Annotated in this window: 8 protein-coding genes; 6 read left to right on the top strand and 2 right to left on the bottom strand. The window is 55.3% G+C overall.

From position 1 onward, the window contains the following. Positions 1-59: 59 nt before the first annotated feature. Both GURA_RS13315 and GURA_RS13310 read left to right on the top strand, forming a co-directional pair. Complete coding sequence (locus GURA_RS13315; RefSeq protein WP_011939471.1) at positions 60-1,070, top strand: sigma-70 family RNA polymerase sigma factor; 1,011 nt, start codon at positions 60-62, stop codon at positions 1,068-1,070. Positions 1,071-1,079: 9 nt separating this feature from the next. Beyond that, the gene (locus GURA_RS13310) at positions 1,080-1,595 is read left to right on the top strand and encodes an adenine phosphoribosyltransferase (protein ID WP_011939470.1); all 516 of its coding nucleotides are present in this window, start codon (positions 1,080-1,082) and stop codon (positions 1,593-1,595) included. Positions 1,596-2,530: 935 nt separating this feature from the next. Here the strand turns inward: GURA_RS13310 and GURA_RS13305 are convergent. Further along, positions 2,531-4,195 carry a DUF4382 domain-containing protein gene (locus GURA_RS13305; RefSeq protein ID WP_011939469.1) on the bottom strand — a complete coding sequence of 555 codons (1,665 nt, stop codon included), beginning with the start codon at positions 4,193-4,195 and terminating at the stop codon, positions 2,531-2,533. Between the two features lie 432 nt (positions 4,196-4,627). Between GURA_RS13305 and GURA_RS13300 the strand changes: the two genes are divergently transcribed. Both GURA_RS13300 and GURA_RS13295 read left to right on the top strand, forming a co-directional pair. Next, positions 4,628-5,446: a hypothetical protein gene (locus GURA_RS13300; protein ID WP_011939468.1), complete on the top strand. Its 819-nt coding sequence runs from the start codon at positions 4,628-4,630 to the stop codon at positions 5,444-5,446. 2 nt (positions 5,447-5,448) lie between these two features. Then, the gene (locus tag GURA_RS13295; RefSeq protein WP_049818922.1) at positions 5,449-6,708 is read left to right on the top strand and encodes a thioredoxin family protein; all 1,260 of its coding nucleotides are present in this window, start codon (positions 5,449-5,451) and stop codon (positions 6,706-6,708) included. Positions 6,709-6,754: 46 nt separating this feature from the next. Here GURA_RS13295 and GURA_RS13290 read toward each other — a convergent pair whose 3' ends face one another. After that, on the bottom strand, positions 6,755-7,996 hold the full coding sequence (locus GURA_RS13290; protein WP_011937631.1) for an ISL3-like element ISGur7 family transposase: 1,242 nt from the start codon (positions 7,994-7,996) through the stop codon (positions 6,755-6,757). A gap of 135 nt (positions 7,997-8,131) precedes the next feature. Here GURA_RS13290 and GURA_RS13285 point away from each other — a divergent pair, with 135 nt between their 5' ends. Further along, positions 8,132-9,763, top strand: coding sequence for a ShlB/FhaC/HecB family hemolysin secretion/activation protein (locus GURA_RS13285; protein WP_011939466.1), 1,632 nt, complete (start codon positions 8,132-8,134; stop codon positions 9,761-9,763). Positions 9,764-9,827: 64 nt separating this feature from the next. Continuing rightward, on the top strand, positions 9,828-19,850 hold the full coding sequence (locus GURA_RS13280) for a filamentous haemagglutinin family protein (protein WP_011939465.1): 10,023 nt from the start codon (positions 9,828-9,830) through the stop codon (positions 19,848-19,850). The last annotated feature ends 5 nt before the right edge of the window (positions 19,851-19,855 follow it).

Here is a 19,855-nt window from a genome sequence, read left to right as displayed (position 1 = left end):
TGAAGAATGCCTTTTGAGACGATTCCTGAAGTGAACCCATACCTTTACGAGAGGTTGCCATGGACAATGATGATTTGATAGAAGATTTTGCCGGAGACGAACAGCATAAAGATCTCGATATCTTCATAGAGCCTGAACTTGAGCCTGATGCAGTCGAGCTTGGGAGCGTAGAAGAGGTTGAGGAGGCTGAGGAGGTTGAGGAAGAAGAGATAAAGGTTGCTGTTGTCGAACATTTCGATGACGCCATAAAGCTTTATCTGCGGGAGATCCAGAAAACAAAACTTCTTACCGCCGATGAGGAAAAAGAGCTGGCAGCGCGTATCGACAAGGGTGAGAAGGCTGCTCGCGACAAGATGATCGAATCCAACCTCCGGTTGGTGGTAAAGATTGCCAAGCGCTACATAAACCGTGGCCTCCCCTTTCTCGATCTGATCGAAGAGGGGAACATGGGGTTGATCAAGGCTGTGGAGCGCTTCAAACTCTCCAAGGAATGCCGTTTTTCCACCTACGCAACATGGTGGATCAGGCAGTCCATAGAGCGAGCGCTGGTTAATCAATCACGGACCATCAGATTACCGGTACATGTTTCCGATGACATCAACAAGATGCTCAGGATAACCAGGGAACTGGTGCAAAAGGTGAACCGCGAGCCGTCGATCAAAGAAGTGGCGACAGCAATGGATGTTAACTCCGCCTACATACGGAGACTCATGGTCTTGCTGAAAAAAACCTACTCCATTGAGCGGCCGATGGGGGAAAACAACGATTACTTCCTGATTGATACCATTGAGGATACATCCACCGTATCACCTGCAGAGCTTCTGGAAGACGTGAACAGATATGAGATGGTTTCAAAGTGGTTTGAAACGCTTTCGGATAGCGAAAAAAGAATTCTGACCCTCCGTTTCGGCCTCGATGACAAGGACCCCCAGACGCTGGACACCATAGGCCGCAGCTTCGGGGTTACCAGGGAGAGGATTCGCCAGATCGAAGCAAAATCCTTGGAAAAGCTCAGAAAAATACTTGAAGCTACGGAAGTGGCAGCGCGTAATAATTATCCCGGCAATTAAGGAGAGCATATGGATGAGTTGAAAAACATCATAAGAGACATCCCGGATTTCCCTAAAAAGGGCATTATTTTTAAGGATATCACCACATTGCTTGCCGATGCCGCCTCCTATCAGCGGATGGTGGACCTGTTGTCGCACCGTTACATCGGCAAAAAAATCGACAAGGTCGTGGGGGTGGAGGCCCGGGGATTCATTATCGGTGCTGCCCTTGCCTATAAACTTGGCGCAGGTATCGTGCTGGTCAGAAAGCCGGGCAAGCTCCCTTCGGAAACATTTAAGAAGAGTTATGAGCTTGAGTACGGTACGGACACGCTGGAAATCCACACCGATGCCATTGAAAAAGGGGAGAGGGTGCTGATAGCCGATGATCTGCTGGCCACGGGGGGTACGATGGCGGCTGTTGTCGATATGGTGAGTTCCATGGGGGCGGAACTTGTCGAGTGCTGCTTCATGGCCGAGTTGGAATTCCTGAACGGCAAGAACAAATTACCGGCCGACAAGGTCTTCTCGCTGCTGAAATTCTGACGGCCGGATTGTCCGGCCACGGCTCATAAAACAGGGTAATGTCTGGAAAATACTTGCAAAATACAGTGTCCTGTTGTACAAGGAGCATCTGTTTTGTCCCCGTAGCTCAGCAGGATAAAGGTTACTGTGGGAAAAACGTAATTATTACAATGGGTTAGCAAGTTTGCTAGCCCATTTTTTATTTGGAGTAACCTTTATCTGCAAAAGCACCCCCAAAAACAACGGTAAAACAGGGACATGTGGCAAAGCAATGTGCTGCAATATTTTGCAATACGATGCAATATTTTTGCGTTAGCTATAGCATTGATCTCAAGCGAGACGTGAGAAGGTCGCAGATATTTTGCCAGCTTTATTGCCAGTCCCACCCAGAGAGAGTAATCTTTTTTGTGCTACTTTTTGAATTCCATGTAAAGCAGAGATAGTCCTGCTTTCGCCATTTTCCTAACCAACAGCCTTTATATATTGCAATATTTCCCAATATGGAATTCAGCGATTTTTTGCAGTTGATGAGACACAATCGAAAAGTCCGGTACATGATGGCGTTCATCTGCACTGAAGGAGGAGACGACAATGCCTATACTCCGAAGGAAAAATGTGATAGCACAACAGCAAATTACCCCTATCTAAAACTGACTCACCTCAAGCAGCAACAAACCGTCCCAAAAACCACGAAAAAATCGTGTCTCTAACCCAGCTTGTTTCCTCAGTTCCTCTTCCAGCTATTCCTGCCCCTAAAAGAAATGTTTTTGTCGAAGAGCAGGGGGCTTCTTATTGCCCTTCGACATAATTCCTATCAAAGTAGTTCAAGGTGTCCCAATAGTCTTCCTCAATACCTTCGAGGTAGTTCAGGAAAAAGGTTGTACAACAGGTTGCATAAACGAAAGTCCCGGCAAGCCGGGACTTTCGTGAATACCATTCTGCTTGCGGATCGGCGTCTAGTTCATGGGCAACATCGTGATCTCCGCCTCGCTAGATGGGGTGGTGCTTTTGCGAAGGTCGATTGACCCAGTGCCTGCGGCTTTGCTGCTGACGTTCCAGCCAAAGGCGTAGAGGCCATAGTAGGAGTCGAAACGGCCGGCAGGCAGAGTAAATGGAGAGTACGAGCCGGCTCCGCTCATATCCGCTTCAACCCGGTCGATTATCATGCCGCCGTGAGTAGCCAGTACATACCCTTTAGTCATGGCGGTCGGAGCTCCAGCTCCCAGGCTGATGGTCCCTTGTACGGCAACGCCTTGAGCGGTATCCAGGGCAAGCGGCGAAATGCTGTTCAGTGTCTGCCCGGCATTGGCAGCAGTGATGTCCATGTCGGCGGAGGGTTTGTGAAAGAGGGCGTTCGCCACTACTTTGTAGGCCCCATTGTTGTCGGCATGTGCGAAATATTTAAAGTCTTTTTCGCTAAAAGTTTTGATATGGGGCGGATTGGAGGAGAGGTAGAGCGGCGTCGCAAACTTGCCGTTGAACGGATCAAGGTGATAGGTTTCCGTGACGGATGCTTGACCAGTGTGGCATTCAACACATGATGCCCCTAAACTACTGAAAGATGATGTCCGTGAGAAGCTCAGGCTGGCGCCGGTAGGTTTCACGCTGAAATTTATCGGGTATTCACTGCCGTTGACGATCGGTACCGGGTCTAAATTGACAAATGATTTAAGTGACTCCGCTGTCACGGGGAAATTGGTTGCTTTTACGGTGATATTATGGATTAAAAAGGTATCGGTTTTCCGTCCCTGAATGACAACATCGTAGGTATCTTTCGTCACCGGTAGCGGGTACAGGCTGAACGCTAAATTGCCGTCTGCATTAATACCGTTTGGGGTGCCGGACAAGACTTCGTTACCGGCTTGGACTACCTTGACAACAAAATTAAATCCGGACATATTGGCAAACGTTTTGAGGCTTCCTTTAATGCCGCCGACATTGGCCATATTGATGATGAGCGGTTGCGGTTTCAGGATATATTCATAGATTCCGGTATTTTCCCGGTCGGTCTTAACCAGATCCCGCGCCAGGTTGAAGTTAATGGCGTATCGTGCGTAACTCCCAGCCTGCACGACGATGGGGGATTTTGCGTCTCTGACAATACTGATTCCCTGGCTTGCTGCAGGAATGCGGAGCGGGCGGGAAGTGACGACGCTTGTGCCCGGATCGATATCGTCCACCTGGTTATTGTATTTCAGGCTCTTTGCAGCTGCAGATGATGCCAAAGGATCTTCTGTGGCGGCGAGAAACAGCCTTATCTGATAGTAATCGGCCGCAAGCACCGTGAGCCGGTCGGCTAGCTGGGCAACGCCCGTTCCTCCACCATCTATGCCGAGTGCCGGATCAGAAAGATTAATGGTCAACGGTTTGGCCGAAAAATCAAGCTTCTGCCAGCCGCTGTCGGTAATCTCGGCAACGGGGTTAGTGTGCACCCATAGCTGCTTTACCGTTATCCATACATTTTTACACCCAGGCGCAGTTGCGTAGCTGACATCAATGCCGACGTCTCCGGTTGTCAGGGTTGTAGAATCCCAGGCCAAGCTGCCGCATCCTCCCAGCAATGCCGCCAATATTGTGATTACAAGTCCATTCCATAGTTGTGAAAAGCTTTTCTTCATCATCGTCCTCTTTGTCTCCTCGTGTAACAATTGTTCTCCGCGTAAGCCGACAATTCCAAACAAATAAGCACAGCTACCCGGCTCCATTCAAAAAGCTTCCTTTATTTGGCAGACCTCCGTGTTTTACACAAACTCGGAGCTACCGTGGTCATTGAATGATGGCAAGTTTGGTATGAAATGCCTGGGCATAGGTCAGCCAGCATGCATTTTTGCAAGCATGCACTGAATTTTCATATTTCCTGTGACAAATGGGTAACGATTTATATTCCGCTGCAGAGAAGGTTGATTTGCGGCGGCCGACAAGAGGATCGACTCACATTTTTGTGACCGGAAAAGATTCAATTCGGTAATGGAAATTTCATACAGCTGTTGTGCTGATGTAACAAACCTCTGTTAGGGTGCGGGACCGTAAGTGGGAACAGGAAGGGGATAAACATGACGAAGTCCGGTTGGAACATCAGCAATATCATCATATTAGTCGCGGCTTTGCTGGTGCAAAGCGGGTGCGCTGCGCACGTTCCGGTGGTTCAGAATGGCGACCGCGTCGGTTTGCATTATGCCTGCCGTCTGCAAAACGGCGAACTGGCCGCGGCAACCATGGTTAAGGATCAGTCGGCAGCCAATGCAGGAATTTATCTCCCTAAAAAGGATAGTGAGCCGCTGTCGTTAACTGCAGGCTCACCAGAGAGCGTTGCCGCAGGCGTCCGGTTCCCCAGTTTCGAAGATGAGATTGCCAGAAGAGTGGCGGTCCAGGTTGTCGGCATGCGGCAGGGTGAGAGCAGGAGCATGACTGTGGTTGAAAAGAAAACAGCAACGGATGGCCAGGGAAAGCTGCAAGTAGCGCGGGTCAGGGTCCGCCCCAAGGAATTGCGTATCTCCCGGGATACTTACATGGCTCAAAAGGGGACAGCACCTGAGGTCGGTAAGGAGTACGCCATAGACCCGCTCATACCCGGCAAAGTGGAGTCGGTGAACGACAATGAGGTGCTGATCCGTTTTTCAGCCATACCGGGGACAGAAGTTTCGACACCGTTTGGCAAGGGGATAATACGGTCGGCAGAGGATCAATATGAAATTCACATCGATGCCCGGCCGGGAAGTCTCGTCAGGAGCGGGCCGATGGTGGGAAAGATAATCAAGGTCGATGACCGCTTGATTACCCTGGATTACAGCAATCCATTCGGCGGCGAAGAACTGGCTTGCGACATCACGGTGCTATCGGTGGAACAACAGGCAGGACAAAAGGATAAATGAACATGAATCATTGCCAGCGGATTATATCGTCGCACGCCGTAAAACGGTCGCTTGTCATTCTGGCGGCTGTTTCTGCCCTCGCCGGCTGTGCCGGACAGCCTTTAAAGAGTGCCGCAGTACAAGAAACACCCCCGGCAGCAGGTACGAATCAGGCCGCTTCCCCGGAGAAGGCCAATGCCGCTTTAGATGAGGCGGTCAAGAGCGGCCGAACCACGGCGAGCATCGACCTGAACGAGACTCCCGGCACGGTGCAAAAGGGGGATGTGGTAACGGTTGATTACACGGTCACCGATGCTGCCGGCAAGCTTCTGCGCACCAGTCGCGCGGCTGTGGCAAATGACCCGGGGCAGCGGCTTGCCCCGGAAGAGATTATCGCCGGTACGCCGGCAGCAATCCCCGGCCTGGGGGAGGCGGTGCCCGGTATGGCCATCGGCGGAAAAAAGAGCGTGAAACTGCCGGCGGAGAAGGCGTTCGGCCTCTCCGACCCGGCAAAAATCTTCCAGTTTCCCACAGTCAAAACCATTTCGAAGACCATCCGCATGCCGGCGGATGAATATGTCAAGCAGTTCGGCGCCTTTCCCGTCGTCGGCAAAGAGCTGGAACTTGCCCCCTATTTCAAGTCGCGGATTACTGCGGTCAGCGAAAAAGAGGCAACCCTGGAGTTTCTGGCCAAGGACGGCGAACGTTTTACCGAACCATACGGCGAGGTGCAGGTCCGTCTGGATGGTGAGCAGATAAGCATCAACATTGCCCCGCGAATCGGGGCCCCGCTGGAAGTGCAGGGAAAGCGCGGAACAATCACCGCGGTGGACGCCGCATCCTTTACCGCGGATTTCAATCATCCGCTGGCCGGCAAGGATATCACCCTCGATCTGGAAGTTGTTTCATTGGTCAAGGCTTCTGCACTCGGCAAGCACGCCATTACCTGGCTGGAAGACCATGACAAGGGGCTCAGCGCTGCAAAGGAGAACGGGACGCCGGCAGTGCTGGTTCTCTACGCTGAATGGTGCGGCTGGTGCAAGAAGCTGTTCGAAGAAAGCGTGCAGGACCCCCGCGTACGACTCCTCAGTGACCGGTTTGTCTGGCTCAAGGTCAATTCCAACAAGGAACAGAAGTTTAAAGCGCAGTACGGGCAGGACGGCTTCCCCCTGATTGTCGTCCTTGACCGGGACGGCCGGGAGGCAACGCGGATTGACGGCTTTCGCGACGGCGAGGCGTTGAGCAGGGAGTTGCGGGCTGTAACAGAGAACCTCAAGATTTAACGTACGGTTGTCGGGAAAAGTGCCGTAAATGTGGCTCTGCAACGAATCAAGTGGGTAGAGGGTATAGCGATTTAAGGTTGAGCTTGCCTGCAACCAGGTAAGCAATGCAGATCAAGTTGTCAGGATTCCGATACCCTCGTGCCCGAGTTTTGGCTGATTGGATGAGGCTGTTGATACCCTCGATGAAACCGCTAGTCAGCCTGCTGTCAAAATGTGCCAGAATGCCATCCCAATGCTCTTTCACGGATTCTGCCATGTTCTTGATGAGTTGTATTGAGCTTGCGGCGGCCTTGCGATGCCATTTGGTCAACAGGGTTTCCGCCTCCTGTCGGCTTGCAGCAAAATAGACGTTCTGAAGGTTTATCTTGTGCATGTAAGCTTCTGTACTCCTTAAGCTCTGGCTGGTGATAATGGCATCCAGGCGCTGCTCCTCTTCCGGCGTCAGGTTCTCAGGATTTTTGAGGAATAAGTTTCGGCTCTTTTTCAGGATTTCAGGAAATAACCTGGCTTCTTGAGCCCTTATCTTACTAAGCTTATCGTTCATAAGCTTGATGACGTGGAATTTATCGAAGGTGACCACGGCATGGGGCAACTGCTCTTTGACACCCTTTATGAATGCCTTGGACATGTCAATAGCAGCGTCTGTGATGCTATCAGGATCGCCGCCATGTGACTTAAGGTCCGCGACGAAGCTCTTGACTGTTTCGTTGTCCTTTCCCGTCGTGCCGAACAAGAGCTTATGCATGTCGAGGTCGAAGAAGAAGGTGACGAATTTCTCGTCATGACTGCGCCCGGCAAAGGTTTCATCCGCACCGACCCTCTTCACCTCGGAGAAGTCTTCTGCGGCCCTTGCCTTCTCGACATAGGATTGAATCAACCGCCATAGACGGGTATCGGTAACGGCAAACAGCCTGCTCATGACCTTCACCGGCAAATCACGAGCCATGGTCATGGCCAGGGCCTCAAACAGCAGCGTAAATCCTGAGCCTGCGCGAGCCCAGGGTACCTGGACCAACTTCACGCCGCAGTCGCTGTTAGGGCACTTTACCCGTGGAACACGCGCATGAAGGTAGGCTTCGTACTGGAAGAAATTCAGATGCCGCCACTCTTTCTCCGTGGTGTCATGGACTGGTGACAACGTTCCGCAGACCGGACAGGGAAAGGTGGCTCCCCGCTGGAAGTCGATGGTTATGTCCAAACGACTTGACTTCTTGTTGAAGTCAACAGAGGTAACCTTCCACGGGATGGCAATTCCAAGAGCAGCACCAAAAAGATCTTCAGGATTCATATCAGTGACTAAACCTCCGGGTTGAGTGATGGGGACGCCATCATACCCCAACTCGGCATACCAACCCACTCAAATCGTCGAAGAGCCGTAAATGTGCATGAAACGCACAAGATATGAAGAACGAAATGGAAACCAATGATCGGTTATAGCAACAAGAAGGCGGAAATACATCCGCGCACTGTCGGTTTGATCCTTGTGCTCTGCATTTTGATACTGCTGTTTTTCGCTTACAAGGTTCAGGCCGCAGAACCTGCGCCGGCTCAAGAGCAGGAAGCGGTCTTCGAGATCAGCTATATCGTTATCGAAGGGAACACCATCTTTCAGCGCGAGCGCCTGGATGAGCTGATGAAGGGATCGCTCGGCCCGGGCAAGACCTCTGCGGATGTGGAAAAGGCGCGGGACGTCCTGGAAAAATTCTACCATGACGAAGGATATCCGACGGTGCTGGTGAATATCCCCGAACAATCCGTTGACGGGGGCGTGATAAGGCTGCAAGTCATCGAAAGCAAAATCGGCAAGGTTGCCGTCAACGGCAATCGCTACTTTTCGACGGAGATGATCCTGAAGCGGATACCGTCATTCCAATCCGGCGGGATCATTTTCGTGCCGCGGGTTCAGCAGGAGATCGGCAAGATCAACCGGATTCCGGACCTGAAGGTCATGCCGAATATGACCCCCTCCAGGGAAATCGGCGTTGTCGACGTGGAACTGAAGGTGGAGGACCACCGCCCCCTCCATGGCAGCCTGGAGTTGAACAACCGCTCCACCCAGAGCACCACCGGACTCCGCCTGAATGGCGCGCTTCACTACGACAATTTCTGGCAGCGGCTGCATTCCATTTCTCTCCAGTACCAGACGTCGCCGCAAAAACTGAACGAGGTGCAGGTCGTCTCAGGTTCATACACGTTGCCTGCACCGTGGAACGATGAACAGAAGCTGGTCCTTTACGGGGTCTGGTCTGACAGCCAGTCCGCCTTCGGCGAAGGGTTCAAGACCGTCGGCAAGGGGAACATTGTCGGCGCCCGCTACATGCTGCCGCTTGCGCCCAAAGACGGCTACAGTCACAGCTTCGTCTGCGGCCTCGATTACAAGGATTTCGAGGATACCGTCAACCTGGACGGCGTGGAAGCCAGCAAGAGCCCCATTTCCTATCTGCCCTGGTCATTCGCCTATTCGTCGATGCTGCAGGATGGATCGGGGTTCACCCAGTTTTCAGCGGCCCTGAATCTTGCTTTTCGCAATCTCGCCTCAGACCAGCAGGAGTTCGCGGATAAACGTTTCAAAGGGAACGGCAACTATATCTATCTTACCCTCGGTGTGGACCGGATGCAGAAGCTGCCGGCCGGTTTCGGGCTGCACGTTAAGGCTGACGGGCAGATTTCCGACCAGCCGTTAATCTCCAATGAACAGTTTGCGGCAGGCGGCATGGAGAGTGTCCGCGGCTACCGGGAGAGCGAGAAGCTCGGCGACAGCGCCTTTCACGGGAGCGTCGAGTTGTCCTCCCCCGATCTCGCCTCCTTTTCCCGTTACAAGGAAAAAGCGCAGTGCATCCCTTACCTGTTCTACGATGCAGCCCTGCTGCACCTGAAAAATCCGCTACCTGCGCAGCGGCCTGATGTCGTTCTCCAGGGGGCCGGCTTCGGGGTGCGCGGCGCTTTGATGGGCAACCTGGAGTACCAGCTGGACTGGGGATTTGCCCTGGAAGATACGGAAGCAGTCAAGATAGGTGATAGTCATGGTTATTTCAGGGTCAAATATGCGTTCTGATAGAAATAAATGTTCAGTGGACACAGTGTCGGCAAACACGGTTCAAGCCCGGAAAGGCCTATCCATGGTTCGGAGGCTCATCGCCCTCGTCCTGGTCATGGAAACCATCGTTTCCCCGGCCGTTACGCTGGCAGGAAATCTTGCCGGCTATTACGGCAAGTTTGCGCTGCCACAGGTAGCGCCGACTGCCTTGCCGCAGGTGAAACCTGACGCAACGCCGGTTGGCATCAAGGGGATAGCACCGGACCCGACCAATCCTAACAAACTGATCATCCAGCAGAACCTGCCTCGGGCTGTGGTCGACTGGAGTAGCTTCAATATCGGGACGGATGCCTGGGTCCACTTCGACCAGCAGAAGAATAGCAGCTGGGCGGTGCTCAACCGGATCCACGATAAGGACCCAAGCCAGATCTACGGCAAGCTTACCGCTGATGGCAAGGTATTCCTGCTTAATCAAAACGGCATCCTGTTCGGCCTTGGCTCGCAGATAAACGTCCAATCCCTGACCGCCTCGTCGCTGAACATCAAGGATGACGATTTCCTGAACGGCATCCTGCACTTCAAGGCGGAGAACTACAACGGCCGAACCGACAACAATGGCTATGATGCGGTGAACAATCTCCCCGGCGCGGTTTCCAACCATGGCAGCATCTCTGCCGGCAACCTCGGCGAGGCCTTTCTCATCGGTCCGAACGTGGAAAACAACGGCACGATTATCACCCCCCAGGGACAGGCCGCCCTGGTGGCCGGCACCGATGTGGAGCTTGCCAACGATACCTCGCCCGATACCACCAGAAGTGCTCTGTTTGTCAGGTTCAACCAGGATCAGAACCAGAATCTCAGGGAAGCGGTAAACCTGGAGAACGGACAGATTTTGGCTGACAACGGAGTGGCAGGAATGTACGGCGGGGTCGTGCGGCAACAGGGTCTGATCCGAAGCGTGACCGCATTCAAGCGGAACGGACAGATCGAACTCTTTGCCAGTGACCGGGTCGTAACCGGAGAGAAGAGCCAGACCATTACCCCCCTGCCTGACTCCGAAGCGGACGCCAAGGAAAAGTTCAACGAGCAGACACCCTTACAGGGGGGGCAAATCACCGTTTCCGGCCTTCAGGTCAATGACCCGCAGTTGCCGAACGTCTTCCACCAGGGTGCTGTCAACGTCATAGAACACCACGGGACGATGGAGGCGCCGAGCGGGCGGATAACCCTCAACGCCAGCAACCGGGTATACCTGGACAACGGGAGCACTACCTCGGTCAGCGGCCTCTGGAACGACATGGACGCCAAGGACCGGCAGCTTTCGGTGCAATTCAGCAGCGTGGTCCTGAAGGATGAGCAGCAACAGAAATATGGGCCGCTCAAGGGAAAAACGATCACCATCGACACCCTGACCGGTTCGGCAATCGGCGATATATCGGGAGCTCTCTATGGGCTGGACCGGACTGCCCGCCAGCGGAGCACGGCGGGTGGAAAAATCACGATCAATGCCGCGTCGGGAGATACTATCGTCAGGGAAGGTGCGACCGTTGCCTTTGCCGGTGGCGGGTTCCGTTATCGGGCGGGGAGCGTGGAAAGCACCAAGCTCGTCTCCGGTTTGACCATTTACGATATCAGCAAGGCGCCGGGAAACATCACCTATGACCGGGTCCTCGGCTCGACCGCGTCGTCATTTTCAAATGCAACCCCTGTATACGTGGAGGGGAGCAACGCCGGCAGTCTGTTGGTAAATGCCCGGCAGGTAGTCCTGGACGGGAAGCTGGACGGTTCGGTGCAACGCGGATTGTACCAGACCAAGAATGCGGAACCGACCAACAGTCAGGGGAACGTGAAGGCGCGGGGGTGGGTCGAACCGGTCGGTGGTACACTCACCATCGGCACGAGCCCCGGAGATGACAGCAATGTGAAATCGAAGGATCTGACGCTCACCAGCGTGGCGATGAAAGCCGACACAACCATGCTGGATAATACCTTCACCGCAGATACTCAGCTTGACCATCTCCATCCGAGCGAACTTTCCACAAACAAGCTGGGCACGGCCGGTTTGAGCCTGCTCAATATCTACACCAACGGCAGCTTCATATTGGAAAAAGATGCCGGCCTGGAGCTGCGGCCCGCGTCGTACCTGAATGCCGATGGGACCAAGGGTACCTCCGGCTTGAGCGTGGTTGCCCGGAGGATCGAGATTGACGGTGACATCACTGTTCCCGGCGGGAATGTGACCCTGAAGACGATGGACAATAAGACCACGTTTGACTCGGACAATCCCGACCATCCCCTCGTGTCGAAAATCTACCTGGCTGACGGGAGTCGGATTTCCGTTGCCGGGGAAAGGGTTGACAATTATCCCGCCAACGGCGCAGCTGGCGATATGCCCCGCATCGCCCACACGGGGGGCGGGGTTATCGATATCAAGGACAAGACGGACAGCGGCCTCGGGGTGACCATCAGAGAGGGCGCAGTAGTGGATGTGAGCGGCGGCTATCTGATCGACCAGAAGGGAAAGGTTACTGGCGGTAATGCCGGCACGCTCACGTTGCAGGGCTCGACCCTGGTGGCGGACGGCGACCTGCGTGGATACGCTCTGCCGGGGATGAAAGGCGGAACAATTTCTATGCATGCCGGCGAGGTGGCGGTAACACCGGCTGCTGACCCGGATCTGCAGTCATTGCAGCGGAATCTCCAGTCCGGCGACACAACCCTGCCTGTTGACATCCAGGGGAAACTGACCTTTGCCGGCAACCGGTTGGCCAACACCGGCTTCACGAATATCGAGCTGAAAAGCAAGGACGATCTGACCATCTTGAACGGGATCGACCTCGCTCCATCAAAAACCAGGCTGGCCATGCCGACACCCGGCATGGCCGTTGATACCGCCGGTACCGAACTCACGACGAGGCCTGCCGATGGTGAACTCTTCCCCGGCGGGCTTGCACTGGCGGATTACCTGGGGACAACCTCCCTGTCGTTAACGGCCAATGCCAGGTTTGAAGGTACAAGAGATGACGACGCGCAGGGAAACATGGTCAATGAGCCAAACCCAAAAGCCAAATTGACCGTAGCGCCGGGCGCGACCATTGAGACCATAGCCCCTAACGGTATGATATCTCTGACAGCGCCGAATGTGGTTGTGCATGGCACCCTCAATGCGCCGGCAGGTCGGATCACGGTGACGGCAAATGAGGGTGACCTTGAGATTAAAGGAAAGCTGCTGGCTGATGGATTCGCCAAGCCCTATCTTTCTACGTTGGCCGGCAAAGCCGATACAGGATACCTCCCACTCTCAGGTGGCACCATTTCCCTCGATGCAAGCAAGGGCGACCTGAATCTTTCCTCCGGCTCGCTGGTGAGCGTTGCCGGCATAGCACCGGTAAAAACTTTTGTTACCGCTGTCAACGGGATGCGGACCTCCACGTTAATGGCGGGTGCCCCGGGAGAGGTCATTCTGGCCGCCGTGGGTGACCTGAGGCTCGACGGAAAGTTGATCGGCAGCGCCGGCAGCAAGGAGGGAATCAAAGGGGGGGGGCTGAGTATAACCAGCAGGGATAGCGTCAACCCCCTCTCCCTGTCCGCCGACCAGATCAAGGGGTTCACGGACGACGGGTTCGATGCCTTCACCTTTACCAGCTTGAATGGCCTAAATTTTACCGGCTTTGACGTTTCAAAGTACAGCAAGGGGCTGTCCATCAGCAGAAGCCTGACTCTGGATGCGCCCAAAATCACCGGTTCCGGCAAGGATGCAGTTTATTTCATTGCGCCCTGGATCAGGCTGATCGACAGCAATCCTTCCACAGTCCCTGTAACCACCGGCGCTGCGGAAACGGCGACGCTGAACCTGACCGGCGATTGGCTGGATGTCGAAGGGAAAATCGCCCTTGATGGTTTTGCCGCCACCAATCTGAATGCGAAGCATGATCTTAGACTGGCCGATTCTGCATCAGGTACTGTCTGGAACGGGTCACTGGCGGTGCCGGGGGACCTGACCATCAAGGCTGAGCGGATCTATCCGATGATGCATCCATTTGACGCGGCTAGTCCGGCGCAGGGGATGGTCAGCTCTGATTTCACCATCAACGTGGAAGGGAAGTTCACCACCCTGGCGGCGCCTGTTGTTTCCACTCCGGTCTACTCAGCAGGGGGCAGCCTCACCATCAATGCCAAAAAAGGCATCGAGCACAATGGTTTCATTGCCGCCCCGCTCGGGACGATCTCCTTGAACAATGCCCCCGCCTATGCCGCCACGAGTCGCGTATACCTGGCGCCGGGGAGCACATTGACCACTGCCGGCACTGCGCCGGTGGCGTACGGCTTTGTCGATGCCGACGGGGTCATGCGATTCATGGACAAGAAGTCGGGCCTCGAATCAAAGGGGACAATCGTGACTGCGGCCCCGGAAAAGTCTATCACCATCAACGGCAAAGAGGTGATTGTCAGGGAGCAGGCGACGATCGACGTGTCCGGCGGCGGTTCCGTTTACGCAACCACGTTCATGCCCGGTATCGAGGGGACGGTGAATCCGATCACTGCTAAAGGGATTCTGAACAATCAGAAAACTCGCCCTGACCGCTATGTCATTGTTCCGGACAATTCGGTGCAGCTGCCCGGCTTCACTTACACCTATACGGACGTGGACGGGAAGGTAAAGAGCAAGCCCTTCTGCGCCGTTCACCTGGCGGCAATCCGTCTGAGTGACGGCAGCTATCTAAACGAGGGGACCTATTCACTTCTCCCCGAGCAGTACGCTTTTCTGCCGGGGGCGCTGATCCTGACAGACCTGGGAAGCACGGTGATGCCGGGTAGACAATTCGTTACCACCGAAGGGTATCCGGTGGCCGCCGGTTATGAGACGGTCGTGGGGACTGGCATCAGTTCGCCGGTTTTCAAGGGGTATGCGGTGCGCAGTGCTGCGGACGTGCTCAGGGAGGGTAATTTCACGCCGGGGGCGTACCTGACGGGCGATGTAGCAACAAAACCATCTGCCACCGAGTTCAGCGGCGGCGATGCGGGCACGATAACCCTGCTGGGGGGCACCACGATCCTCAACGGGACCCTGAAGGCGGACGCCGTTGCCGGGTCCAGCGGCGGGGTGGTAGACCTGAGCGGCAAAAACGTGACGGTCCAGGCAGATACGGTTCCCCTGGACAAGGGCTTCAATTTCGCGAGCCCGGTTCCTGCCGGATTGGCTGGAACGCTCCAACTGGCCGCCTCGACCCTGGGAAAAGGGCTGAAAGAGGTCAGGCTCGGCTCGATTGATGCCGCAAATACCGCGAACTCGACCGTGACGGTTACGGTGAAGCAGGGGACGACCCTGGAAGCGGAGACGGTAACCCTGACTGCGAAAGACGCCATTACCATCGAAAAAGACGCACAGGTCAAAGCCAAGATAACGGGGACACCGGCGTCAACGGCAGATGGCGGCGGGACCGTCAATCTGGTCAGTCAGAACAAAATTGTCGTGGAGGCGGGGGGGCAGGTCCAGGCTACCGATACGGTGAGCCTTGAGACGAAGCAGGTTGAGCTGCAGGGGGACTCGCCCCTGGTTGCAGACAACGGCAAGCTTATTCTCAAGGGGGACAAGCTCTCCTTTGTGGCTGAGGACTATAAGTCCGGCAGCTCAGCCACTGCGTTCTACCTTACCGATGCACTCTGGAAGCGGCTCACCGTTGCAAGCGAAAGAAACACACACCCTTTTACCGACGTTACCTTGAAAAGCTCGGATATAACATTCTACGGGGATTTCACCGAGTCAGCGACCAAGGCTTTGACCATCGATGCCGGGCGGATCGCCAAGACGGGGGGCACCGGAGCTGTTTCCCTTACCGCACCGGTAATCACCCTGCTCAACAGCGGCGCGAAGTATACCGGCGCAGCATCAGCCGCCACCGGCCAGCTTAGCCTTACCGCCACGGACAGCATGACCATCGGCAAGGGTGATGGCATGCTCGACGGCTTCAGCAAAGTTGACCTTAAAAGCACGAACGATATGACCCTGAAAGGGGTTGGCTCGCTAACGACCAACGGCGCTGACCTGAACATGACAACAGCCAGGCTGACGGCGGCCCCAAATGTGGAGTGGGGTACAGTCACCGATGCCAACGGCGCGCTTCTCGCCCCCACCTACCAGGCGGCCAATTTCAAGATAGATGCAGGTTCCGGGACGTTTACGCTCGCCTCAAGCGGTGCCCAGGCAGGGCAGGATACGGCGCTTGGCGGCGCCATCCACATCACTGCCGGGAGCATAGAGAGCAGCGGTCTCATCGACCTCCCCGCCGGCCGGGTGAAACTGGAGGCGACCGGGACCGGGACCGATGACGGGATCAAACTCCGGAGCGGCGCCGCGATCCGGGCGAGGGGGCATGATTACAAACCGAATGCCGACGGAACCACGGACAGTGAATCTGCCGGGCGGATTGAACTCCGTTCCGCCGGGGTCATGACCCTTGAAAAGGACGCAAAAATTGACGTTTCCGCGCCGGGAGCAGGCGATGCCGGCACTGTCGCAATCATTGCGGATAAGCGGGAAGCAGACCTGAGCGGCGAATTGCTAGGCATGAGCAACGGTGGCAAAGGTGGCTCCCTTACCCTCGATACCTGCCAGTTGGCAACTTTTTCCGCCCTCAACGACAAGGTGGCGGCAGGGGGCTTCACCGAAGAGTTGAACATCCGCAGCCGTAACGGGGATGTGACGGTTGCCGCGGATGACAGGGTGAAGGCCCATCTCTTCAGGGTGGCGGCTGATGCCGGTAACGTCACCGTTGCCGGAACAGTCGATGCCTCGGGGAACCAGGGAGGGACCGTGGCGCTGAATGCGGGGAAGGATTTATCGCTCAGCGGCACTATAGGGGCACAGGCTACGGCAGCAAACGGTACCGGCGGCGACGTGTCCCTCGGTACAGCCGGCGGGGTCCTGAACCTGGCCGGAGGATCGATAGATGTAAGCGGGGCGGGTAAAGGAGGGAGCGTATCTTTACGGGCGCCTGCAGCCGCCTTTGACAGCAGCCGCGTCAATACCAGCAACCTGAACGTCACCGTCAAGGGAGCGTCGAGCAAAACGGCAGAGGCCGTACAGGTCGTCAATCCGCAGAATGCCGGCACCATTACCTCAGACGACCTGACCAGCTGGAACACCGCCATTGCGGCCTTGATGGAAAGTCAGACGGTCAGCGCCGGCCAGTTTGATCTCCGTCCCGGCATCGAGGTGCGAAGCAGTGGCTCCCTCACCCTGAACACGCCATGGGATCTTACCTTCTGGCGCTTTGGAGCAGCAGGCCAGCCGGGAGTCCTGACCTTGCGTGCGGCGGGAAACCTGAACATCAACAATTCCCTGACGGATTCACCCACGGCCAAGAGCGCACTCCCGGGAACCAACGGCGGCGCCGCTTCCTGGGGGATCAGGCTCGTGGCCGGCGCTGATCTGAATGCCGCAGATCCCATGGCGGTCAAGCCGGACAAAGGGATCTTGACGATCGCAGACAAGCAGTCGGTTTATAGTGAGAAGGCGCCCGTCAGTTTTGCATCGGGCGGCAATACCGTCATCGGCACCATTTCCGCAAGTTCTATGATCAATAATGACCTGAAATATAACATAGGCACCTATGGCGGCACCATCCAGGGTAATGTGGAAGGGGACCTGGTGATGAACAAGAGTGGGGTAATTCAGTCGGCGACCGGAGATATTGCAATCAGTGTCACCCGCGACTTCAACCTGTTTGAGCCTGGCGGCCTCTTGGGTTCCATCCGTACCACCGGCGAGCAGACCACGCCTGCCGGCAACTACTGGGACTATGCCGGCGGAGGCGACATCTCCTTGACTGCGGGAAGAGACATCAAGGGGGGCGTGGCGCCGGCTGCCTGGTATTACATGAACAAAGTGGGGATTGGGACTACTGCGCAGTATTTCCTGAGTGCCTCTTTCAAAATAAACGGGAAAAATGAGCCTGTGCGCGGATTGGCGACAATGGCCGGCGGCACACTTGAAGTGATTAGTGGCGGAGATTTCAACTCCCAGGCGGGGACCTTCGGCAGTGGTGATTTGCTGCTCCATACGGGTGGCAACCTGAATGGACGCTTTCTGACCAGGCAGGGAAATGCCGAGCTGCGTAGTCTCGGCAACTTCGGCACAGCGCAGACCACTGACAGTTATGGCAGACTAAGCACTCCTGTGGAAACGGTCATAGAGGCCTTTGCCACGAAAGCTGATGTGTCGGCCCAAGGGAACGTCACCCTTGGCTCGGTAGTCAACCCAACCGTTGTTATTAATAACGGCGGCAACGACTATAGGTGGAATCTCCTTTACAGCAGCGACTCCAAGGTTCGGTTGCATGCCAAGAACGGTGACGTGGCCATTTCCGGACTTACTTCCGGCAACTATTACTCTATTTTCAATGCTCTTTGGAAGGCGCGGATACTCCCCCCGACATTGGAGATTGCAGCCGGCCGTAATATCAACCTGGGCAATAATCTGGCATTGGCCCCTTCGGCACAGGGGGGACTCACACTGATTGCAGGTGGGGACATCCGCGGCGTGAATCACGGAGATACAGGCAACACCAAAATCTCCATGTCGGACATTGACCCCGAGACAGTTTACAACGCCCATACAAATACCAATCCAGACGCTATTCCGAAAGAATCCACTTTTTTCGATTCCCACTCGCACAACACCGATCCTGAATGGGAGTCAGAGCGTCAGCAGCACCCATCTCCCATCACGATCACGGCGGGCGGTGACATCAAGAACCTGCAACTCTTCCTTCCGAAACAGGCGCAAATCAGCGCCGGCCGGGACGTACGGGACATATATCTTGTCGGCCAGAACCACTCGGCGAGCGATATGACGGCCATCCAGGCGGGCCGGGATATTTTCTTCAGCTCCCTTTCGGGGAGCGACAACAGCAGCACAGGCATCGAGCTGGGCGGTTCGGGCACACTTTTGGTCCAGGCCGGTCACAACATCGATCTCGGCACCACCAGGGGCCTCCAGACCTATGGCGGGGCCTTTAATCAGAACCTGGGTGCGAAGGGGAGCGATCTCCTTATTGCGGCGGGTTTTGCTGATGTAACAGGTCAATTCGACAGTATGAAAAATACCGCTGTTGAAATTCAACAACTCAAGGCGCAAGCGAATTTCGAGAAAGAACACGACAATCTGGAAAAATTTGAAGAACTTTATGCTGCGGCAGATCAGCGGCTTGCCGATGAACGAACGGCAGTTGCCGCCTATTATGCCCTGAACGCAGATCCGGCAAATGACGGCGGCAATATCAATATGACCTCCTCCCAGATCAGCACCAATTCCGGGGCTGACGACATTTACATCCTGGCGCGGGAGGCGGTTAATGTGGGGAAGAGCACCATCAATCTGGATAAAAAGAAAAAGGAAGAGAATCTGAAAAACACAGGGATCTTCACCGCAAAGGGTGGCAACATCAACATCTACGCCGGGGGGGACGTGAACGTCAACGAAGCGAGGGTGATGACCTTTGACGGTGGTGACATAAACGTCTGGAGCGAGAAGGGGAGCATCAATGCCGGGCGAGGGTCCAAAGCGGCCATCAGCGCCGATCCGCCTAAACTGGTATTGAAAGATGGCACGGGAGCGCTCGACCCGGAAGGAAAAATTCCTGCTGAATACATGCTGGTCTTCAGCCCGCCGGCGGTGGGGAGCGGCATTCGGACCTTGAGCTATACTCCCGGTACGCAACAGGGCGACGTCAACCTCTCTGCGACGAAAGGGTCGATTGATGCCGGGGAGGCGGGGATTGCCGGGGGCATAGTCGTGGTTGACACTCCGAATCTTGTTAATGCGGGCAACATTGCTGCCTCTGTCGGGTCCGTGGTCGGCGCCACTGCGGCCGACAGCGGGGTCAGCATCGGCGCGCTGGCGGGGGCCGGCGGGCTGGCGGACAGCGGCAAGATGATTGAGCAGACCAATAGCCTTGGCGCGGGGAAGGATAAGACCGCCGCTTCGGGCAACCAGGCGGTAGAGGATTTCGTGGCCAAATGGCTCGATGTCAAGGTGATCAGTTTCGACAGCAGTTTCGACGATGCGGACGATAAACGCGACACGGAAAATAAACAGCAGTAAAGGGA

Source organism: Geotalea uraniireducens Rf4, from assembly GCF_000016745.1.
In the GTDB taxonomy this organism is placed as follows: Bacteria; Desulfobacterota; Desulfuromonadia; order Geobacterales; family Geobacteraceae; genus Geotalea; species Geotalea uraniireducens.
Note: the sequence above shows the minus strand (reverse complement) of the source record. Positions and strands in the feature narration are given on the sequence as shown.

What these genes read in the sequence shown, in the direction of transcription:
- GURA_RS13315 (WP_011939471.1), top strand. Translation starts at nt 60, where the DNA reads ATGGACAATGATGATTTGATAGAAGATTTTGCCGGAGACGAACAGCAT.
- GURA_RS13310 (WP_011939470.1), top strand. Translation starts at nt 1,080, where the DNA reads ATGGATGAGTTGAAAAACATCATAAGAGACATCCCGGATTTCCCTAAA.
- GURA_RS13305 (WP_011939469.1), bottom strand. Translation starts at nt 4,195, where the DNA reads ATGATGAAGAAAAGCTTTTCACAACTATGGAATGGACTTGTAATCACA.
- GURA_RS13300 (WP_011939468.1), top strand. Translation starts at nt 4,628, where the DNA reads ATGACGAAGTCCGGTTGGAACATCAGCAATATCATCATATTAGTCGCG.
- GURA_RS13295 (WP_049818922.1), top strand. Translation starts at nt 5,449, where the DNA reads ATGAATCATTGCCAGCGGATTATATCGTCGCACGCCGTAAAACGGTCG.
- GURA_RS13290 (WP_011937631.1), bottom strand. Translation starts at nt 7,996, where the DNA reads ATGAATCCTGAAGATCTTTTTGGTGCTGCTCTTGGAATTGCCATCCCG.
- GURA_RS13285 (WP_011939466.1), top strand. Translation starts at nt 8,132, where the DNA reads ATGATCGGTTATAGCAACAAGAAGGCGGAAATACATCCGCGCACTGTC.
- GURA_RS13280 (WP_011939465.1), top strand. Translation starts at nt 9,828, where the DNA reads ATGGTTCGGAGGCTCATCGCCCTCGTCCTGGTCATGGAAACCATCGTT.